We start from the raw sequence: 19440 nt of genomic DNA, 5'->3' as shown, positions 1-19440 counted from the left end.
CGCCAGCGACGTCTATCGGCCCATACAAAGTAGCTCAATCGACACAATGGGTTGTCCCGGCGCGACGCATTGCATAGGCTTGCGCGATTGTTTGCCCGCGCCTGACGCGAGCCGCCTCGAGGAGACTGAACATGGGCCTGAACAACCAGTGGATGCAACGCGATCTCGCGGTGCTGTGGCATCCCTGCACCCAGATGAAAGACCACGAACAGCTGCCGCTGATCCCGATCAAGCGCGGTGAAGGCGTCTGGCTGGAAGACTTCGAAGGCAAGCGTTATCTGGACGCGGTCAGCTCCTGGTGGGTCAACGTGTTCGGCCATGCCAACCCTCGCATCAACCAGCGCATCAAGGATCAGGTCGATCAGCTGGAACACGTGATTCTGGCCGGCTTCAGCCATCAGCCGGTGATCGAGCTGTCCGAGCGTCTGGTGAAGATGACGCCGGAAGGCCTGAACCGGGTGTTCTACGCCGATAACGGTTCGTCCTGCATCGAAGTCGCGCTGAAAATGAGCTTTCACTACTGGCTCAACCGCGGCCAGCCGAACAAGAAGCGCTTCGTCACCCTGACCAACAGCTACCACGGCGAGACCATGGCGGCGATGTCGGTCGGTGACGTGCCGCTGTTCACCGAAACCTATAAAGCCCTGCTGATGGACACCATCAAGGTGCCGAGCCCGGATTGCTACCTGCGCCCGCAGGGCATGAGCTGGGAAGAACACTCGCGCAATATGTTCGCGGCGATGGAGCAGACCCTGGCCGAGAACCACGACAGCGTCGCTGCCGTGATCGTCGAGCCGCTGATCCAGGGCGCCGGCGGCATGCGCATGTACCACCCGGTCTATCTCAAGCTGCTGCGCGAGGCCTGCGACCGTTACGGCGTGCACCTGATTCACGACGAAATCGCCGTCGGCTTCGGCCGCACCGGGACGATGTTCGCCTGCGAACAGGCCGGCATCCGTCCGGACTTCCTGTGCCTGTCGAAAGCCCTGACCGGCGGTTATCTGCCGTTGGCCGCGTGCCTGACCACCGACGAGGTGTACAGCGCGTTCTACGACGATTACCCGACCCTGCGCGCCTTCCTGCATTCGCACAGCTACACCGGCAACCCGCTGGCATGTGCGGCGGCATTGGCGACCCTGGATATTTTCGAGCAGGACAACGTGATCGAAAACAACCGGGCGCTGGCCCAGCGCATGGCGTCGGCGACGGCGCATCTGGTGGATCATCCGAATGTTTCGGAAGTGCGTCAGACCGGCATGGTGCTGGCGATCGAGATGGTCAAGGACAAAGCCACGAAAGAGGCTTATCCGTGGCAGGAACGTCGCGGCCTGAAAGTGTTCCAGCATGCGCTGGAACGTGGCGCGTTGCTGCGCCCGTTGGGCAGCGTGGTGTATTTCCTGCCGCCGTACGTGATCACCCCGGAGCAGATCGACTTCCTCGCCGAAGTCGCCAGCGAAGGCATCGACATCGCCACTCGCGACAGCGTCAGTGTGGCAGTGTCGAAGGATTTCCATCCCGGGTTCCGTGATCCGGGCTAAGCACGACTCGTACTCGTTCCCACGTCGAGGCGTCGAACCGTCTGCGTGGGAATGCAGCCCGGGACGCTCCGCGTCCCAAAAGCGGACGCAGAGCGTCCAACGAGGCATTCCCACGCAGAGCGTGGGAACGATCTACTTAAAGAGAACCACCATGAGACTGTCCCGCTTCTTTATCGACGCCCCGCTCAGCACCGGCGAACACGAACTGCCGGAAGCCCAGGCGCATTACATCAGCCGCGTGCTGCGCATGGCCGAGGGCGATGCGGTGCAGATGTTCGACGGTTCCGGCCACGAGTTTCGCGGATCGCTGGTGGAAGTCGGCAAGAAACGCGTGGTGGTGCAGATCGACGAGCAGTTCGCCGGTCAGGTCGAATCGCCGCTGCAAATCCACCTCGGCCAGGGCCTGTCCCGGGGCGAGCGGATGGACTGGGCAATCCAGAAAGCCACCGAACTGGGCGTGACCGAAATCACCCCGATCTTCAGCGAGCGCTGCGAAGTCCGCCTCAAGGATGAACGCGCCGACAAACGCCTGCTGCACTGGCGACAGGTGGCGATCAGCGCTTGCGAGCAATGCGGTCGTTCGCGAGTACCGGTGATTCATCCACCGGTGCTGCTGGCCGACTGGCTGAAGCAGACCGAAGCCGAACTGAAACTGGTGCTGCACCCGGTCGCCGAGCCGCTGGTCAGCCATGCCAAACCATCGACCCTGGCGTTCCTGATCGGCCCTGAAGGCGGCCTGTCAGACGCCGAAGTCGAGCAAGCCAAGGCCAGCGGCTTCCACGCCGCCCGCCTCGGCCCGCGCGTGCTGCGCACCGAGACCGCGCCGGTTGTGGCGCTGGCGGTGGCGCAGCAACTGTGGGGTGATTTCTAACCCGTCACTGCACCGGATCACTGATCGGTCTGGCGATGATTGCCTTGAGTTCGCTGGTCATCGGGAACTCAAGGTTCAGTCCCTTCGGCGGGATCGGTTGTTCGAACCACCTGCGGTAGATCCCGTTGATCTCCCCCGAGCTGTACAGGTCGGCCAACACACCGTTGACCAGCGCGAGGAACTGCGGATCATCCTTGCGCACCATGCAGCTGTAGATTTCCCGCGATTGCTCCTCTCCCACCACGACCCAATTATGCGGATCGCGCGCCTTGGCCCGCTCGCCGTAAAGCAGCGCATCGTCCATGTAAAACGCCGCCGCACGCCCTGATTGCAGCATCTGGAATGCCTCGCCGTGATCCTTGGCGCTGATGACGAACATGTTCAGTTTATGGTCGAGGTTGTAGTTCTTCAGATAGCGCTCGTTGGTGGTGCCGGCGGTGGTCACCACGTTCTTGCCGCGCAGGTCATCGAAGCTGTGGATGCCGCTGTCCTTGGCGGTCAGCAACTGCCCTTTGACGTAGATGAAACCGTAGGAGAACGCGACCTGCTTCTGCCGTTCGGCCGTCACCCCGGTAGAGCCGCATTCAAGGTCGACCGTGCCGTTCTGCACCAGCGGAATTCGCGTCTGCGACGTCACCAGGTTGTACTTCACCTTCAACTCCGGCAGCGCCAGTTGCTGCTTGATGCGCTCGACGATCTTGTCCGCCAGTTCCACCGAATACCCCATTGGCTGGCCCGTGTGATCGCCCACATACGAGAACGGCACCGACGCATCGCGATAACCCAGGGTGATGCTGTTGGCGCTGGCGATCTTGCCGAGCGTACCGGTCAGCGGCACTTCATTGGCCTGCGCCTGAGCGCCGAATACCAGCGCCAATGTGCAGCCGAGCAACGTGATTTTTTGCATTGTTATTCTCCGTTGTGGGTGGGGTGTTTTAGCAGAAACCGTCACGCCGCACGGGGATTGAACCCGTGCAGATCAATGGATGTGCGCTGCTCGCCGATCAGTTCGCTGAGCAACTGCCCGCTGCCGCAGGCCAGGGTGAAACCGAGCGCACCATGGCCGAGGTTGAGCCACAGATTGCGATACGCCGTGGCGCCCAGCAGTGGAACGCCGGTGGGCGTGGCCGGGCGCATGCCGGCCCATTCGACGGCCGCATCGTAGTTGCCGGCGTCGGGAAAGGTGTCTCGGGCCTGGCGCTTGATCAGCGCCAGTCGCTCGGGATCCACCGCCGGGTCGAAACCGACGATGTCGACCATTGCCGCCACGCGCAGTTGTTCGCCGATGCGCGCGTAGACGATCTTGCGGTCGTAGTCGGTGATGCTCACGTCCGGCGCCCGATGCTCTTTGCCGATCGGCACGGTCAGGCTGTAGCCCTTCAGCGGATACAGCGGCAGGCGCAGGCCGGGCAGCGCCAGCAACGGGCTGCGATGGCCGGCGGCGATCACCAGTTGTTCAACCGGCAGGGTTTCTTCGCCAAGCTCAATGGCCGTAACCGCGCCGTGGCTGTGGCGAATGCCGGTGACTGCCTGACCGAGACGAAACTCGCAACGGCCCGACGCCTTCAAGCGCGCCGCCAACTGTTTGCAGAAACCGTGACAGTCGCCGACTTCTTCATCCGGCGTGTAGATCGCGCCTACAAACGGCGCATCGGCCAGTGCCGGTTCCAGTTGCGCACATTCGGCGGCGGACAACACCTGCTGTTGCTGCGGATCGGCGAGGCCTTTGCGTGCATGCTCGAAGCTGGCGGCGTTGCGAAAGGTCACCAGTTTGCCGTTGCGCCGCCAGTTGAAGCCGACCAGTCCGTCGTCCTCGCGCCAGCGTTTCAGCGTGCTCTGGCTGAACAGTGCCAGACGCAACAGGTGCGCGGCGTTTTCGCGGTTGACCGAGGTGCGGCACGCGGCGAGAAACGAGGCCATCCAGCGCCACTGCGCCGGGTCCAGGCGCGGGCGCAACTTGAGCGGTGAGTCGCCGCGCAGCATCCAGCCGATCGCCTGCAACGGCACGCCGGCATCGGCCAGCGGCGCAACGTAGCGGTAGGACAACTGGCCGCCGTTGGCGAAACTGGTTTCGCTGCCCAGCGACTGCCGCGCCTCGACCACTGTCACTTCGAAACCGTCGCGCACCAGCGCCCAGGCTGTTGCCAGCCCGATCACGCCGCCGCCGATGATGCACACACGCTGAGCCATGTCCGTCCTTAATCGTTCTTGAAGACGAGGCCGAGGTTAGGGTGAGGTGACAGGCGCCGAACAATGAATAAAGATGCCAAACCTATAAACAAAGGTTATGGGATCGTCATGCGCCTTCGTCATATCGAGATTTTCCAGGCCATTCGCCAGACCGGTTCGGTCAGCGCCGCTGCGCAGTTGCTGCACGTCTCGCAACCGGCGGTGACCAAGGTGCTGCAGCACGCCGAGCAGCAATTGGGCTTTCCATTGTTTCTGCGGGTGCGCGGCAAGTTGCAGGCGACCCCGGAAGCGCTGGAGCTGGAACGCGAAGTGGACAAGGTCACCGAAAGCCTGCAAGGCGTGCGCCGCCTGGCCCAGAGCTTGCGCCGCGAACCCGGCCACAGCCTGCGAATCGGCGCGACCCCTGCGCTGGCGCTGTCGTTGCTGCCGCCGGCGATCCAGCAGTGGACGGCGCAGTTCCCGGACATCGCCTGCGAACTGTCGAGCGCCCACAGCCGCGAGCTGATGCAGAACCTGCTGATGCGCGAAGTGGACGTGGCCCTGACGTTGCAGTTGCCGGATCATCCGGGGCTAAAGGCCCAGGCTTTGGCCTCGGGGGTATTGGTGGCGCTAGCGCCAAAAGGTTATTGGCCGGAGGAAGACGCCGGTCAGCCGTTGCCGCTGATGGCGTTGGCGGGAGCGCCGCTGATCGGGCTGTCCAGCGCCGATCCACTGGCTGCCCGGCTCGACAGTTATCTGGAAGCCGTCGAGCCGCCGCCTCGTGTGCGGATTGCCGTGCAGACGTATTCGCTGGCGCGGGCGATGGTGGAGTCTGGCGCTGGTGTCGCGGTGATCGATCCGTTCACTGCGCTGGGTGCCTCATCGGCCACCACCACTATCCGCCCTCTCGCCCCGCCGCTGCCGATCACGCTGTACGCGGTGACTCGCGCCACCGAGCCACCGCCGCATACGCTGCATGATTTGCTGCAGATCTTCAGTCAGCGCGCCGGCGAACAACTAGGTCGCCTGATGGGCGCTTAAAGGACGTAAAACAGAATCGCCACAAAGTGCAGCAAACTCCCGGCGATCACAAACAGATGCCAGATCCCGTGGGCATGCCGCAGGCGATGGTCGAGGGCAAAAAAGATAATCCCCACGGTGTACAACACGCCTCCCGACGCCAGCCAGGCAAACCCCGCCGTCCCCAGCGCAGCGATCAGCGGCTTGACCGCCACCAGCACGATCCAGCCCATCACCGCGTAGATCACGATCGACAGGATCCGCGCCTCGGAGCGCGGCTTGATCTCTTGCAGGATGCCGATCAGCGCCAGCCCCCAGACAATCCCGAACAGCGTCCAGCCCCACGGCCCGCGCAGGGTCACCAGGCAGAATGGCGTGTAACTGCCGGCGATCAGCAGGTAGATCGAAAAGTGATCGACCTTCTTCATGATCGCTTTTTTGCGCCCGCGCACGCTGTGGTACACGGTGGATGCGCTGTAGAGCACCAGCAAGGTGAAAGCGTAAATCGCCACACTGACGATCTTCCACGGGCTGCCGTCGAGGCTGGCAATCACCAGCATCCAGACGCCCCCGACAAACGCCGCTACCGCCCCGACCAGATGCGTCCAGGCGTTCAGTTTTTCTCCGTGATACATGTGTCGCACACCTCGATTTCATTACCGCAGCGCGCAAGGCTCGGGCCTTGAGCGTAAAAGCGCAATGTTTCCGTTCAACGCAGGCAGGCGCCTGTCCTGATATTTGGGCACAATCGAGCGATACCAAGAAGAGTCCGCGCCATGCTGATCGACGAAGAATTGACCCTGAAGAAACTCGAGGTGTTCCTCGCCTTCATGCGCACCGGCAACCTCGCCCGCGCCGCCGCCGAGCTGCAGACCAGCAACGTCAGCGTGCACCGCGCGATCCATTCGCTGGAAAGTGCCCTGCGCTGCCCGTTGTTCAAGCATGAAGGGCGCAACCTGACACCGCTGGAAAGCGCCTACGTGCTCGAAGAGCGGGCGCAGAAGCTGATTCAGGACGTGGTCGAAAGCGTGCGCCTGACCCGCGAAGCTGCCGGGTTCTCGGCCGAGCGCTTCAAGCTAGGCTCGCTGTATTCGCTGACAGTGAAAACCGTGCCGCAGCTGATCATGGGTTTGAAGATCCGCCGCAGCGAACTCAACATCGACCTGATCCTCGGCTCGAACATCGACCTGCTCTACAAGCTGAAAAACATGGAAGTCGATGCAATCCTGGTGTCGCTGGACGACACCGTCAACGACCCGGACTGCGAGCAGATTCCGCTGTTTTCCGACGACATCTTCCTCGCTACGCCAGCCGATTCGCGCTTCGCCCAGCGCAGCGAAGTGGATCTGGCAGAGGTACGCGATGAGACCTTTATTACCCTGACCCAAGGCTTCGCCACCCATCAGGATGGTATCCGGGTGTTCAGGCAGGCGGGGTTCGAGCCGAAGGTGGCGATGCAGGTCAACGACATCTTCACCCTGCTGAGCATGGTCAGCTCCGGGGTCGGTTATGCGTTGCTGCCGGGGAGGATTGCGGCGGTGTACGAGAACCGGGTGAAGCTGATTCCGTTGCAGGAGAAGTACCGGTTGCAGCAGCACATCGGGGTGGTGTTTTTGAAGGCAAAAGAGCGGGATCCGAATTTGCTGGCATTGCTGGCGGAGTGCCGGATGTATGCCAATCGCCAGACCACCTAACGATCGTTCCCACGCTCTGCGTGGGAACGATCAACGATCTGTTAGCCCACAATCCCGCGAACAATGAAGAACAGCAGCGATGGACCCAGCAAGCACCCAAGCCCGGTGTGGAAGGTCGCGGTCAAAGCGCCATAAGGCACCAACCGCCGATCCGTCGCCGCCAGCCCCGCCGTCACGCCACTCACCGTCCCGGCCAGCCCGCCAAACACCATCGCCGAACGCGGGTTATCCAGGCCCATCCAGCGCGCCGCCACCGGCGTGCCGACCATCACCAGAATCGCCTTGATCAACCCGGTGGCAATCGACAGCGCCATCACATCCGAAGTCGCACCAATCGCCGCACCGGTCACCGGGCCGACGATGTAAGTCACCGCACCCGCGCCGATGGTGGTCATGCTCACGGCATCGCGATAACCGAACGCATAAGCCATGCACGCGCCGACAATGAACGGCAGGATCGTGCCCAGCAGCAGCGCAATTACCCCGATCATCCCGGCTTTCTTCGCCTCGGTCGCCTGCACTTCAAACGCCGTGGCAACGATGGCGAAATCCCGCAGCATCGCGCCGCCCATCAGGCCGATGCCGGAGAACAGCGTCAGATCCGCCAGGCCCTTCTGCCCGCCGGTCATCGTCCCGCCGACCCAGGCCAGCACCAGGCCGATGACGATGGCAATCGCCGAGCCGTGAATCCGTCCGAAAGTCAGGCGTTTGGAGAGAATCACCGAGACCCACATGATCACGCCGACGAAAGCGAACGCGGTGATCAGACCATTGTGTTCCAGACCTTTTTCAATGAGATCCCACATGTCAGCGACCTCCTACCGGCGTGCCGACCGGGGAGATTTCCGTCGGCTCGTCGGGCAAGGGCTCGCCCTTGTGGGTGCGGCTGATCAGGGCAATGGTGCAGCCACAGACCACCACCGAACCGATTGCAGCCAGCACCGCCACCGGGCCGCCGTGCAGGGCGGTGACGACGTTCTGTTGCGCGGCCATCGCCACCACCACCGGAATGTACATGGCGCCCCAGAAGCCGACGCCCATTTCGCATTCCTTGGTCATGCCGCCGCGTTTCTGCATCCACAACCGCGCGCAGATCAACAGGATCATGGCGATGCCGACCCCGCCGACGTTGGATTTGACCCCCAGCAGCACGCCAAGCAGGTCACCCATGATCACCCCTGCCAGCGTACAGATCGCCAGCAGCGCCACACCGTAAATAATCATTGTTGTAGTCCTCAAAGTGCATCGTCGAATGTTGTTCTTGTTGTTCGAAGCCTGAGTCGGAGATTTAGGGTCGTCGGCCCTCCTCTTCACGCAACAGCGCCTGCAAGGTGTCGAGCCGGGCACTGTCGAAGGCAGTGACGGTGCCCTGTTCGAACACCCGGCGCGCCAGCCCGGTCAGCACCGCACCGGGCGGCAGTTCGATCTGTAGTCGCACGCCGCGCTCGTAAGCGCTTTGCACGGTGCCGCGCCAGTCCACCACGCGGCACATGTTGAAGGCGAGATCGTCGCGCAGCGCTTCTACCTGGGTCACAGGCCTTGCGCGACTGCCGCTCAGGTAAGCGATTTTCGGTGTTTTCAGTTCTACCCTGGGGAACGCTTCGGCGAGGGTTTGCGCAGGCTGATCCAGCAACGGGCAGTGCGACGGCACGCTGACCGCCAGACGTTTCGCCAGCCCGGCGCCACGACTGCGCGCCAGCTCGGCGACCGCTTGCATTGCCTTGTCGCTGCCGGCAATAACCGCCTGGTTATCGGCGTTGATGTTGGCCAGGTACACCGGTGTTTCTGCGCCGTGCACCTGCGCCAGCAGCGTTTCGACTGTGGATAATTGCAGGCCGATGATCGCGGTCATGCCGAAGCCCTGTGGATAAGCCTGCTGCATCAACTCACCGCGCAGGCTGACCAGATGCAACGCATCGCTGAAGCGCAACGCTCCGGCGACCACCGCTGCCGGGTAGGCACCGATGGACAGACCGGCGACGTAATCTGCGGTGAGTCCGCCCTGCAACAACTGCCGCGAGGCTGCGACCCCGGCGATCAGCAGACAGAGCTGAACCGCCCGGGTGCTGCGCAACGCTTCGCTGGAATCCAGCCGCAAGACATCTTCACCGAGGCTATCGCTGGCCTCGATCAGCGTTTCCCGGGGCAAGCGCTGGAGCATGCCGGGCTGCTGCGCGCCCTGACCGGGAAACACCAGCAGGCTGCTCACGCTGCCTGCTCCTGCGGGTTCCACGGATCAGACACCAGACAGGCTTCACGGGCGTTTTTCAACAGCACCCTCGAAGCATTTCCGGCCCATTCGCGCAGGGCGACGGCACCGAATGGCGTCTGAAATTGCATATCGACCCGGCAGATCGCCTGATCGAAAACCGCGACCAATTTACGTGCCTGATTACGGGTGATGAGTTGCGGTGTACGCAGGATCAGGTCGAGATCGCTGGCCTCATGCATGGCCGCAAACCCGCTCGCCAGTTCAAACCCGACACTGCCACTGACGCCCCAGATCCAGCCGCAATCATCGAGCACCGGCCGCAGTTGCCGCAGCGCCTGCATGACCGGCAGATCACGCTCGCTTTCGACCTGACAAAGCGCTTCCGGGCTTACCCGGCAGGCAATCGAATCGATCGCCATGCACGCCGCCAAACGCTGCTCGCGCAACCGACCGCGCACGCCCACCGCCACGAACCCGACTTCACTCAACGCCCGCCGCACCACCACCGGTTGCCCGGCAGTCAGCGAATCAATCGCCCACTGCGGCGCATCCGCCGGCAACTGCGCCGGCGTCATGCCCCACAGCAGGTCGTGGGCGAGAACGCTGTTCACCACTGCGCCCTCAGCAATTCACGTACGCGGCTGGAGGCTTCGCGATTTTTCGCGCCGAGACGATTGCTCAAATCTGTCGCCGAAATATCGCGGATGGCTTGCTTCAGGCATTCGCTTACTCGCGCCAGATCCTCCGCCGTCGGCTGCTCGATCTGCTGCACCGACAGGGTTTCCCAGAGCAACCCGAGGCTGGCATAGCTGTCGATGTCATACGCCATCGGCGGCACGCTGGACGCCAGGGCTTCCAGTTCTTCGACGCTGCGCAAGGTCACCCGCGCCGCCGACGCCTTACCCATCGCATGCACCATCACCCCCGGATCACGCAGGGCAATCAAGCGATTGGCCTGATAACCGTGAGCGAGAAACGCCCCGGACATGGCCTTGCCCACCAGCAGCGCAATCACCGGATGCCCGGCCAGACGGGCGCGGGCATAAGCGTCCGCCGCACCGGCCAGAGCCTGATGAATGCCGAGGGCTTCTTCGCGGCGACCGTAGGCCTGGCTCGGCACATCGACGATGGCGATCAGTGGGCGCTTTTGCGTTTTGTCTCGGTCGGCGGTGATCGCATCATCCACCGCCTTGGCCAGACCCCAGCCTTCGAGCAAACCGACTTCGCCGTTGCGAGCGCGGGGGAAACGGTTTTGCGGATCGGCGACCACCGCGATAAAGCGCCCGAGCTCACCGTCAGCGACCTTCAGCGATGCCGGCAAACCCTGAACGGCATTCGCCCCAGCGCTCAAGGCGTTGAACCAGTTCAAACCGCGCACGGAATAACCACTCATGAGCGCTCTCCTTGATACAGATCGCGAACCACCGAAGGCTCGATTTGCTTGTCAGTGTCCAGGCTCGTCAGGCGTTGCAGGAACCATTCGGCCCGTTGACTGCGCGGTTGCGCTGGCAGGCCTTGTTGCAGCAACTCGCCGACCTGTTGGCGAATCTGCGCCACGTCATCGGCGACATAACGGTCCACCAGACCACTGGCAAACCGTTGCTCGCCGCCGGTCAGGCTCCAGATGAAGGGCCGGTCGCGGGAGTCGTATTCCTCGATCCCGGCTTCCTGCTCGATCACCTGCGGGCCGTTCAGGCCGAGGCGCGCCTCCTGGGTCACCAGCAAATAGCTGCACAGCGCGGCGGCAATCGACATCCCGCCAAAGCAGCCGACGCTGCCGGCCACCACGCCGACCACCGGCTGGTACTGCTGCAAATCGACAATCGCCGCGTGGATGTCGGCAATCGCCGCCAGCCCGAGGTTGGCTTCCTGCAAGCGCACACCGCCGGTTTCCAGCAGCAGGATGGCGCGGGTCGGAATGCCTTTGCGGTTGTCCTCGGCGGCCAGTTCCAGCGCGCCGGCGATTTTCGCGCCGCCGACTTCACCGAGACTGCCGCCCTGAAACGCACCTTCGATGGCCGCGATCACCACCGGCAAACCGTCGAGATTGCCCTTGGCGATCACCACGCCGTCATCGGCTTGCGGCACCACGCCCTGGCGTTCGAGCCATGGCGACATGACGCGTTGAAACGGGTCGAGCAGTTCGCGGAAGGTGCCGGCGTCGAGCAAGGCTTTCGCCCGCTGCCGGGCGCCGAGTTCGACGAACGAATGTTTGTGTAGAAGCGCTGAGGCGTCAGTCATGGCCGATCTCCTCGAAGCCTTGTTCCAGACGCAGACGCACCACGCCCGGGGTCGCGCCGAAGTCGTGGATATCGATGGCCATCGCCGGTGGCGTGGTGCCGTCGAACATCCGCGCAAACAGATGCTGCCAGCGCTGCTGCGCGCCGTTGACCGAGGTCTGCACATTGATCGTCAGCTTGCCGGCCAGGCCCGGTTCGATCAGCACTTCCAGATCGCCCGAACCGACACAACCGACCAGCGCCCGACCGCGTGGCGGCTGCCCGGCGGGGAATTCAAAGGATAAGGTTTCCATCAAAACGCTCCCTGATGGATGCCGTCGCGCTCGATTCGATCAAGCAGCAGAGTGGCGGCGAGCAAGTCGGCGGCGCCACCGGGCGAGGCATTCAATGCGATGAGTTGTTGATCCAGTTCGTGCAGGCGGCGGCGACCGGTGAGGCTGGCGCTGCCACCGGCGTCGAGCACTGCCTGGGCGCCGTGCTGCATGGCGTGCAGGCCCTGTTCGCCGGCGCGGTACAGCACGCAGGTGTCGGTCAGCTCAGTCATGATTGCGAGCAAGGCATCGAGCCGGGCGTTCTGTTCGCCATGGCCGGCGGCGCGGCTGCGTTTGAGCTGCGGCAGGCCGCGTTGCACCACGGACGGGAAGCCGAGTTGCGCTTCTTCCCGGGCACCGCGAGCGCCGTAGCGTTGGGCGACTTGGGCGCCGTGGCTCAGCGGACGCGGCGCATAACGGTCATCGAGCAATGCCAGACGCGCAGCGCGCAGGGTGACGGCTCCAGCGCTGGTGGATTTGGTGTCCAGCCCAGCAGCCGTGAGTAGCAGGCCCAGCGCCCAGATCGCCCCGCGATGGGTGTTCACGCCGTTGGTGGTGGCGAGCATCGCTTGCTCGCCTTCCCTTCCGATGCGGCCGATGGCTTCGCGCAGCGGCAAGCCGATCTCGCCGAATTCGAGCGCGGCTTCGGCCATTTCCTTGAACGCCGGCCACAACGCCAGTGCCGAAGCGTGCATCAATCCCAGGTGCAGATCGGTGTGCGCACCGTTGCCACGTCGGTCCACCAGCGCCGGTTTTGGTGACAGGTCGGCTTCGTCGATCAGCGCGTCCACGGCCAGATCCGCCAGCCGTTCCGCGAGGGTGATGGTTTTCGGTTGCAGGTTGAGTGCGTGCATTACCAGCTCCTGAACTTGGCGGGCGGGTTGTAGAGGCCGCCGGACCACTCGACCAGATCGGCCACGCTCTTCGCCGCGAGCAGTTCGCGGGTGGCGTCGGTGCGACGGATGCCGAGGTCTTCGGGCAAGGCGATCAGGCCTTCGCGGCGCATGCGTTCGGTGTCTTTCGGGTTGTGGCGCAGGCCGATGGCGGTGACGCCGGCGACTGCAGCGATCATCGCCTGACGCTCTTCCAGCGAACGCGCCTTGTACAGGTAGGCGATGCCCTCTTCGGTGAGCAGGTGAGTAACGTCGTCGCCGTAGATCATGATCGGCGCCAGCGGCATCCCGCTTTTCTTCGCCACCTCCACTGCGTCTAGGGTTTCGACGAAGGTCGGTTTGCCGCCCTCCTGGAACGTTTCGACCATTTGCACCACGAGTTTCTTGCCGCGTTCGAGCATCGGTTGCTGCGAGTCGTCGAGGCGCATGTCGAGCCAGGCCGGAGTGCCGTGACGGCGGCCGCGCGGGTCGTGGCCCATGTTCGGCGCGCCACCGAAACCGGCGAGACGGCCACGGGTGACGGTGGAGGAATGACCATCACCATCGACTTGCAGGGTTGCGCCGATGAACAGGTCCACGGCGTATTGCCCGGCCAGTTGGCAGAACATCCGGTTGGAACGCAGCGAGCCGTCACGCCCGGTGAAGAACACGTCGGGACGGGCGGCGATGTAGTTTTCCATGCCCAGTTCGGTGCCGAAGCAATGCACGCTTTCGACCCAGCCGCTTTCAATCGCCGGGATCAGCGTCGGGTGCGGGTTGAGCGTCCAGTTGCGGCAGATCTTGCCCTTGAGGCCGAGGGATTCGCCGTAGGTCGGCAGGATCAGTTCGATGGCCGCGGTGTTGAAACCGATGCCGTGGTTCAGCGACTGCACGTTGTGTTTTTCGTAGATCCCGCGGATCGCCATCATCGCCATCAGCACGTGCACAGGCTTGATGTGGCGGGGGTCGCGGGTGAACAGCGGTTCGATGTAGAACGGCTTGTCCGCGACCACCACGAAATCCACCCACGATGCGGGGATGTCAACGCGAGGCAGTTCGCTGACGTCGTCCACCAGTTGGTTAACCTGGACGATGACGATGCCGTCGCTGAAAGCGGCCGGTTCGATCAGCGCCGGGGTGTCTTCGGTGCTCGGGCCGGTGTAGATGTTGCCGGCACGGTCGGCCATGAACCCGGCCGAGAGCACGACGTTGGGAATCAGATCCACCACCAGTCGGGCGTAGAGTTCGATGTAGGTGTGGATCGCGCCGACTTCGAGCAGACCGTCTTCGAGCAACTGGCTGATGCGCAGGCTCTGGGTGCCGGCGAAGGAGAAATCGAGCTTGCGGGCGATGCCGCGTTCGAACAGGTCCAGATGCTCGGAGCGACCGACGCTGGGCATGATCATGTGCAGATCGTGGAGCTTTTCAGGATCGGCCTTGGCCAGCGCACGGGAAAGAAAATCCGCCTGCTTCTGGTTGTTGCCCTCCAGCACCACACGGTCGCCCGGATGGATCAGCGCTTCGAGTGCCGCGACGATTTTGTCGGTGGGCAACACCGCACCGTCGGCCAGCCCGCGCACCTTGTCGAGGCGCCGCTGCTTCTCGTCACGCCGCCGCGTCCAGCGCGAGTCAGGGGAAATGGTTGTTGTCATGCTCACTCCACGGGGTTCGCTGTCGTGGAGCTACCTTAGGAGTGTGATCGAGGGGCATCAATCAAGCGCAGTGGCGAACCGTTACGGTGAGCGTAACGATCAGTGGACAAGCCCCGCATCCACCAACAATGTTTCCAGCGCCAACAAATCCGGAACCTTCGCCACCTGCTCCCCCACCTGCACCGCCGCCTGTTCCAGCGCACACAACGGCACGTCGACATAACTCAACTGACTATCGAGCTTGTACGAGCGCGGAATCCCCTGCACCAGCAGCGCGATGAACTTCAACTCCGGCCGCCCGCCGAGGGCATTGAGGATGACGATCCGCGCCCGTTCGCCAATGACGATCTTGTTGCCGCACGCCGACTCGAAACTCAGCAGCGGAATCTGCCGTTCACGCCAGGTCACCCGACCGAGATACCACGGCGGCGTGTCGAGATCGAAGGCGCTCGACTGGTAGTCGATCAGCTCGGCGACGGCGACGTTGGGCAGGATCAGGTTGCGATCCGCCAGCGGCAGCAGCAGCCCGGTGAGTTGGCTCGTGCGCTGGTTGTGCCGGCGTTCATGCATGTTTTTTGCTCCACAGGGCGATGCTTTCGAGCAGCACCGATTCCTGGTACGGCTTGCCGAGGTAGTCGTTGACGCCGATGGCCATCGCGCGGTCGCGGTGTTTCTGGCCGGTGCGCGAGGTGATCATGATGATCGGCAGGTGTTGCAAGCGTTCGTCGTGGCGTACCTGGGTCGCCACTTCGAAGCCGTCCATGCGCGGCATTTCGATGTCGAGCAGCATCAGGTCCGGCATGTGTTCTTCCAGCAGCAGCATGGCATCGACCCCGTCCTTGGCGGTCAGCACGTTCATGCCGTGGCGTTCGAGCAGACGGCTGGTAACCTTGCGCACCGTCACCGAGTCGTCGACCACCATCACCAGCAACGGCTTGTGCGGTTCGCTCTCGATTTCATGGCCGGCCGGACGCTGCGGCAACCGCGCCTGCATCGCGCGGATCGGCGCCAGCAGGTCGAGAATCAGCACCACCCGGCCATCGCCGAGAATCGTCGCCCCGGACACGCCCTGCACCGATGCGAACTGCGGGCCGAGGCTCTTGACTACGATTTCGCGGGTGCCGGCCATCGTGTCGACCTGCACCGCGATGTGCCGGTCATTGCACTGCACCAGCAAGACCGGCACCGGCAGGCTCTGGCCGGACAGTTTTGGCCGTGGCGCGGTTTTCAACAACTCGCCGAGGTAGCACAGTTCATAACGCTGGCCGCCGTACTGATAACTCGGTGGGTCGAGACGGAAATGTCCATCCAGTTCATTCGGCAGTACGCGGACGATGCCGTCGATGGTGTTCAACGGAATCGCGTATTGATCTTCACCACACTGCACCATCAGCGCACGGTTGACCGACACGGTGAACGGCAGGCGAATGCGAAAGTGCACGCCCTGCCCCGGCACCGAGTCGATGCTCATGGTGCCGCCCAGTTGCCGGACTTCTTCGTGCACCACGTCCATGCCTACACCGCGCCCGGAAATCTGGGTGATTTTCTCGGCGGTGGAAAAACCTGGCTGGAGGATGAACTGCAACACTTCGCGGTCGCTGATGTCGGCGTCCGGCGCCAGCAGGCCGCGTTTGATCGCCTTGCGTCGCACGGCATCCAGCGGCACGCCGGCGCCATCGTCGCGGATGTCGAACACGATGTCGCCACCCTCCCGGGACAGGTCGAGGCTGATCTGCCCTTGTGCCGGTTTGCCCGCCGTCAGCCGGACTTCGGCGGACTCCAGACCATGGTCGACGGCATTGCGCAGCATGTGCTCCAGCGGTGCGGCCATGCGTTCGAGGACGTTGCGGTCCATCTCGCCTTCGGCGTTGCCGACGCTGAACGCGACGTCCTTGCCCAACTCTTCGGCGACCTGACGGACGATGCGTTTCAAACGCGGCAACATGCGTTCGAACGGCACCATGCGCGTGCGCATCAGGCCTTCCTGCAACTCGGTGTTGATCCGCCCCTGCTGCTGCAACAGGTTCTCGGCGTCGTGGGTGCGCCGGTCGAGGGTTTCCTTCAGATCCAGCAAGTCGGAAGCGGACTCGAACAGCGCCCGTGACAGCTGCTGCAACTGCGAATGGCGGTCCATTTCCAGCGGGTCGAAATCTTCGTAGCCGAGGCGTTCGGCATCCACTTGCTGACGACTGAGGATCCGCCCCTGGGTTTCGGTGTCGAGCCGGCGCAACTGGTCGCGCATCCGCTCGATGGTGGTTTCCATCTCGTGCAGGGCGGTCTGCGCATCGCTGACTTGCTGCTCGATGCGCCCACGGAAAATCGAGGTTTCGCCGGCGAGGTTGACCAGCTCATCCAGCAGCTCGGCGGAGACCTTGACCATGTCCGCCCCGGCCTCGGGCGCCGGAGCAGCAGGCTCGACCTTGACCGCAACCGACGGCACGGGCGCCGGGGTCTGCACGACCAGCGGATGGCTGAAATTCTGGATCGCGCTGATCAACCGGTCTGCCGGTGGGCACGGCTGGCCGGCGCGTACCGCGTCGAGCATCTGCGCCAAGCGGTCCTGGCCGCGCTGCAACAGCGCAAACAGTTCGGCGCTGCCTTGCAGGGTGCCGGCGGACAGGCTTTCGTAAAGGTATTCCAGCTCGTGGGCGAGGTCGCCGATCGGGCCAATTTCCACCATCCGCGCGCCGCCCTTGAGGGTGTGCAGGTCGCGCAGCAGGGTTTCCACTTCCTGGCGATTGCCGGGCTCGGCCTGCCAGCGCAGCAGCGCGGCGCCGGAGTTTTCAATGATGTCGAAACCTTCTTCGAGGAAGATTTCCAGCAGCTCCGGATCGTGTCCGGGGCCGTCCTGCGTGACGCTGGTTGGTGGCGTTTCAGGGTTGGCGGCCGAGCCCTGACGGAAACGGCGGATCGCCTCGATCAGATCCTGCGCCGGATCCAGCGGCTGGTGCCGGTGCAACTGTTCGAGGAACTGTGCCAGACGCTCGTGGCTTTGACGCAGCAATCGGTCGAGGGCTTCGCTGTGGCTGTAACGACGATCCACCAGCCCTTCGTAAAGGCCTTCCAACTCATGGGCCAGATCGCCGACCGCCGCCACTTCGGCCATTCGCGCACCGCCCTTGAGCGTGTGCAAATCCCGTTGCAGCGACGACAGCGGTGCGCCGTTTTCCGGATCCTTCAGCCAGCGCTGCAAGGCTTGGCCGGCGCTGTCGAGAATGTCCACCGCCTCTTCGAGGAAGATCTCGACGATCTCGTCGTCCGGCCCGCTGTCGACGCTGTGTTGTTGCAGTTCGGCGGTGGCGCTGCCCAGTTCGCGGATGCTCAGGGTGCGGCTGCCGTCGCTGCGGATCAGGCCCATGGCCGACGGATCGAGGCTCTCGTCGAGCAGTTCGTGCAAGGCGCGGATGCGTTGCGGTTGCGGGGTGATTTCCTGGCCGGCGGCCAGTTCGTCGAGCATGTTGATCAGCGCTTCGTGGGCCTGCTGCGCCTCATGGAAAAACCGCTCGCTGACCGCCAGGCTGCTTTCTTCAACCGCGCCGTACAGGTCGAGCAAGGCTTCGCACAGCACATCCACCGGCAGCAGATCCGCCAGGTGTGCGCCTTCGCCCAGCGTGGTCAGTTCATCCAGCAGCGCGCTGAGTTCCTGACGTTCACCGGGGTGCTGCTGCCAGCGCTGCAGGAGGTTTTCGGCGTCGAGCAGGATGTCCATGCCCTGGGCCAGGAAGTTGTTGATCAGTTGCGGATCGCGCTTGACCCGCACCGCACTGCTCGGGGCATTGAGGATCGATTCCAGGCGTTCGCCGAGCAGGGTTTCGGTACGTTTGATCAGCGACTGCGCGCCGACAATCGGCGCCAGCGGATCGTGTTTGAGCTGACGCAGACCGACGCGGAACAGGCCCTCGGCCTCCAGCAGCAGTTCCACTTCGTCGAGGTCCAGCGCCAGTTGATGGGCCTTGAATTCCCGGGCCAGTTTGTCGAGCGGCGCCGCCAGTTCGGCAATCGGCGAAACCCCCGCCATCGAGGCGCTGCCCTTGAGGGTGTGCAGCGCGCGCTGCAACTCGTCGCTGGCCTGCAATGGCACATGCTCGGCGACCTGATCGAGAAAACGGTTGAGGCTGGCGAGGTGGGTCTCGGCTTCGTTGCGGAAAATCTCCAGCAACAGCGGATCGAGAGCCGCGACGTCTTCCACGTCTTCGGCCGGCAGCGGCGTGTCGCCCTTGGCCAGCGCATGGGCGCGAGCCGCCAACTGATCGACATCGTGGCGTTGGCGCTGGCCGTTGGTGGCGAATTCGGCGATCAGATCCGGCAACAGCAACAGTGTGTCGGCCAGCAACTGGCGCACCGCCGGGCCGGGTTCGACGCTGTGTTCCAGAACGCGGTTGAGCAGGTTTTCCACCGCCCAGGCCAGCTCGCCGAGGACCAGCGCGCGCACCATCCGGCCACTGCCCTTGAGGGTGTGGAAGGCGCGGCGCAGTTCACTCAAGGCGGCGCGGTCATCGGGCGCGGCAGACCAGCGCGGCAGGTATTCGCTCAGTACTTCGAGCACTTCCCCGGTCTCTTCGAGGAACACTTCGCGCAGCTCGTCGTCCACCGGTTCTTCATCGGCCGGTGGCGGCAGCAGGCTGCCCGGCGTGGTCAGTGCCGGCGGGTTGACCGCCGACACCGGACTGGCCAGCACTTCGGCCAACGACTGCACGATCTGCGGGTCGTCCAGCTCCTGCAAATCCTGCATCACCAGCGCTTCGCTGGGGCTGAGAACATCATCGAGCACCGGGACATGCGGCTCGCCGGGCTGTTCGTCAGGAAAGAAACCGAGACTGGCGAGGCTTTTCTGCGCGATATCCAGCAAATGCTCGCTCGG

General features: G+C 63.6%; 18 protein-coding genes. 4 read left to right on the top strand and 14 right to left on the bottom strand.

The features are described from left to right. Window positions 1–131 precede the first annotated feature (131 nt). Together K5E37_RS24765 and K5E37_RS24760 are read left to right on the top strand one after the other, a co-directional pair. Window positions 132–1538 carry an adenosylmethionine--8-amino-7-oxononanoate transaminase gene (locus tag K5E37_RS24765; protein ID WP_221535400.1) on the top strand — a complete coding sequence of 469 codons (1407 nt, stop codon included), beginning with the start codon at window positions 132–134 and terminating at the stop codon, window positions 1536–1538. 151 nt (window positions 1539–1689) lie between these two features. Then, a complete protein-coding gene (locus tag K5E37_RS24760) occupies window positions 1690–2409 on the top strand; it encodes a 16S rRNA (uracil(1498)-N(3))-methyltransferase (protein ID WP_085608875.1) in 720 nt (239 codons plus the stop codon). Window positions 2410–2413: 4 nt separating this feature from the next. Here the strand turns inward: K5E37_RS24760 and K5E37_RS24755 are convergent, their stop codons facing one another. Together K5E37_RS24755 and K5E37_RS24750 are read right to left on the bottom strand one after the other, a co-directional pair. Next, window positions 2414–3316: a transporter substrate-binding domain-containing protein gene (locus K5E37_RS24755; RefSeq protein WP_221535399.1), complete on the bottom strand. Its 903-nt coding sequence runs from the start codon at window positions 3314–3316 to the stop codon at window positions 2414–2416. A 41-nt stretch (window positions 3317–3357) separates the two neighbouring features. Then, window positions 3358–4599 carry a D-amino acid dehydrogenase gene (locus tag K5E37_RS24750; RefSeq protein WP_221535398.1) on the bottom strand — a complete coding sequence of 414 codons (1242 nt, stop codon included), beginning with the start codon at window positions 4597–4599 and terminating at the stop codon, window positions 3358–3360. 108 nt (window positions 4600–4707) lie between these two features. Between K5E37_RS24750 and K5E37_RS24745 the strand changes: the two genes are divergently transcribed. Then, a complete protein-coding gene (locus tag K5E37_RS24745) occupies window positions 4708–5619 on the top strand; it encodes a LysR family transcriptional regulator (protein ID WP_221535397.1) in 912 nt (303 codons plus the stop codon). On the opposite strand, the gene trhA is transcribed toward K5E37_RS24745, so the two are convergent. Beyond that, window positions 5616–6233: a PAQR family membrane homeostasis protein TrhA gene (gene trhA, locus K5E37_RS24740; RefSeq protein WP_011336351.1), complete on the bottom strand. Its 618-nt coding sequence runs from the start codon at window positions 6231–6233 to the stop codon at window positions 5616–5618. The two genes, K5E37_RS24745 and trhA, sit on opposite strands and share 4 nt — an antisense overlap. A 141-nt stretch (window positions 6234–6374) precedes the next feature. Here trhA and K5E37_RS24735 point away from each other — a divergent pair, with 141 nt between their 5' ends. Further along, the gene (locus tag K5E37_RS24735; protein ID WP_074690186.1) at window positions 6375–7292 is read left to right on the top strand and encodes a LysR substrate-binding domain-containing protein; all 918 of its coding nucleotides are present in this window, start codon (window positions 6375–6377) and stop codon (window positions 7290–7292) included. A 41-nt stretch (window positions 7293–7333) separates the two neighbouring features. Here K5E37_RS24735 and madM read toward each other — a convergent pair whose 3' ends face one another. From madM to K5E37_RS24680, 11 genes are all read right to left on the bottom strand, one after another. Continuing rightward, window positions 7334–8098: a malonate transporter subunit MadM gene (gene madM / locus K5E37_RS24730; RefSeq protein WP_007953314.1), complete on the bottom strand. Its 765-nt coding sequence runs from the start codon at window positions 8096–8098 to the stop codon at window positions 7334–7336. A 1-nt stretch (window position 8099) separates the two neighbouring features. Then, window positions 8100–8516: a malonate transporter subunit MadL gene (gene madL, locus K5E37_RS24725; protein WP_221535396.1), complete on the bottom strand. Its 417-nt coding sequence runs from the start codon at window positions 8514–8516 to the stop codon at window positions 8100–8102. A 64-nt stretch (window positions 8517–8580) separates the two neighbouring features. Next, the gene (gene mdcH / locus K5E37_RS24720) at window positions 8581–9501 is read right to left on the bottom strand and encodes a malonate decarboxylase subunit epsilon (protein WP_221535395.1); all 921 of its coding nucleotides are present in this window, start codon (window positions 9499–9501) and stop codon (window positions 8581–8583) included. Beyond that, window positions 9498–10118, bottom strand: a complete 621-nt coding sequence (locus K5E37_RS24715; RefSeq protein ID WP_221535394.1) for a malonate decarboxylase holo-ACP synthase — start codon at window positions 10116–10118, stop codon at window positions 9498–9500. The genes mdcH and K5E37_RS24715 overlap by 4 nt, the downstream gene beginning before the upstream one ends. Next, window positions 10112–10897, bottom strand: coding sequence for a biotin-independent malonate decarboxylase subunit gamma (gene mdcE / locus K5E37_RS24710; RefSeq protein ID WP_221535393.1), 786 nt, complete (start codon window positions 10895–10897; stop codon window positions 10112–10114). Before mdcE ends, K5E37_RS24715 begins: the two co-directional genes overlap by 7 nt. After that, window positions 10894–11745, bottom strand: coding sequence for a biotin-independent malonate decarboxylase subunit beta (locus K5E37_RS24705; RefSeq protein WP_085608868.1), 852 nt, complete (start codon window positions 11743–11745; stop codon window positions 10894–10896). Before K5E37_RS24705 ends, mdcE begins: the two co-directional genes overlap by 4 nt. Further along, window positions 11738–12037, bottom strand: coding sequence for a malonate decarboxylase subunit delta (locus tag K5E37_RS24700; RefSeq protein ID WP_003229075.1), 300 nt, complete (start codon window positions 12035–12037; stop codon window positions 11738–11740). The genes K5E37_RS24705 and K5E37_RS24700 overlap by 8 nt, the downstream gene beginning before the upstream one ends. After that, window positions 12037–12909 carry a triphosphoribosyl-dephospho-CoA synthase gene (locus tag K5E37_RS24695; RefSeq protein WP_221535392.1) on the bottom strand — a complete coding sequence of 291 codons (873 nt, stop codon included), beginning with the start codon at window positions 12907–12909 and terminating at the stop codon, window positions 12037–12039. The genes K5E37_RS24700 and K5E37_RS24695 overlap by 1 nt, the downstream gene beginning before the upstream one ends. Next, entirely contained in the window at window positions 12909–14579 is a 1671-nt protein-coding gene (gene mdcA, locus K5E37_RS24690; RefSeq protein ID WP_221535391.1) for a malonate decarboxylase subunit alpha, read from the bottom strand. Before mdcA ends, K5E37_RS24695 begins: the two co-directional genes overlap by 1 nt. Window positions 14580–14678: 99 nt before the next feature. Further along, window positions 14679–15149, bottom strand: coding sequence for a chemotaxis protein CheW (locus K5E37_RS24685; protein ID WP_127800388.1), 471 nt, complete (start codon window positions 15147–15149; stop codon window positions 14679–14681). Continuing rightward, window positions 15142–19440, bottom strand: a 4299-nt coding sequence (locus K5E37_RS24680; protein WP_221535390.1) for an Hpt domain-containing protein, incomplete at its 5' end; no start/stop codon positions are given. The genes K5E37_RS24680 and K5E37_RS24685, both read right to left, overlap by 8 nt.

This window comes from Pseudomonas sp. RIT778 (genome assembly GCF_019718735.1).
Classification (GTDB): domain Bacteria; phylum Pseudomonadota; class Gammaproteobacteria; order Pseudomonadales; family Pseudomonadaceae; genus Aquipseudomonas; species Aquipseudomonas aphyarum.
The sequence above is the reverse complement of the archived record's forward strand: the minus strand, read 5'-3'. Positions and strand labels throughout refer to the sequence as shown.